The 689-nt window shown below is 67.3% G+C and carries 1 protein-coding gene; it reads left to right on the top strand.

The window, feature by feature from the left end; translation table 11 throughout:
- Positions 1 to 215 precede the first annotated feature (215 nt).
- The gene (locus tag AC1DWF_RS34860; protein ID WP_131546936.1) at positions 216 to 554 is read left to right on the top strand and encodes a P-II family nitrogen regulator; all 339 of its coding nucleotides are present in this window, start codon (positions 216 to 218) and stop codon (positions 552 to 554) included.
- Positions 555 to 689 lie beyond the last annotated feature (135 nt).

The following is a 689-nucleotide window of genomic DNA, read 5'->3' on the forward strand; positions in this document are numbered from 1 at the left end:
GGATACATGCCTCCAACACGGGCAGCGTGCCCGCCTTTCGGGCGCTACCCCCCAGGAAATCCTTGCCAATCGGGGTCACGGGCCGATTGCGCCCATGGCATGCCGCGTGCAAAACAGATGCGGCCCGACGGGCGTCGGCGCGCCATCGGCGCACGGGGCCATCGGGGAAACGCCGCGGGCCGCCCATCCGCCTGCGCCAATACGTGACGGATGCGATGAAGAAGATCGAGGCCATCATCAAGCCCTTCAAGCTCGACGAGGTGAAGGACGCGCTGCACGAGATCGGCCTCCAGGGGCTGACCGTGCTCGAGGCCAAGGGCTTCGGCCGCCAGAAGGGCCATACGGAGCTCTATCGCGGCGCCGAATACGTCGTGGACTTCCTGCCGAAGGTGAAGATCGAGGTGATCTGCGCGGACGACATGCTGGAGCGTGCCGTGGAGGCCATCCAGGCTGCCGCCCGCACGGGCCGCATCGGCGACGGCAAGATCTTCGTCTCCGACATCTCCGAGGTCATCCGCATCCGCACCGGCGAGCGCGGCGAGGACGCGGTCTGAGTTTTGACGGGGGCTTCACGGCCCCTGACGGTTTCGTCCAGCGCCGGTCCTGGGGGCGTCCCTGACCGGCGGTGCGGCGGCTGTGCGGTTTTCCCGCACGGGACATCCCTAGGGACGCAGTGAACAGGATAGAGA

The sequence above is a fragment of the Aminobacter sp. P4_D5 genome (genome assembly GCF_056401815.1).

Coding starts and splice junctions, on each gene's coding strand:
- AC1DWF_RS34860 (WP_131546936.1), top strand. CDS start 216: ATGAAGAAGATCGAGGCCATCATCAAGCCCTTCAAGCTCGACGAGGTG.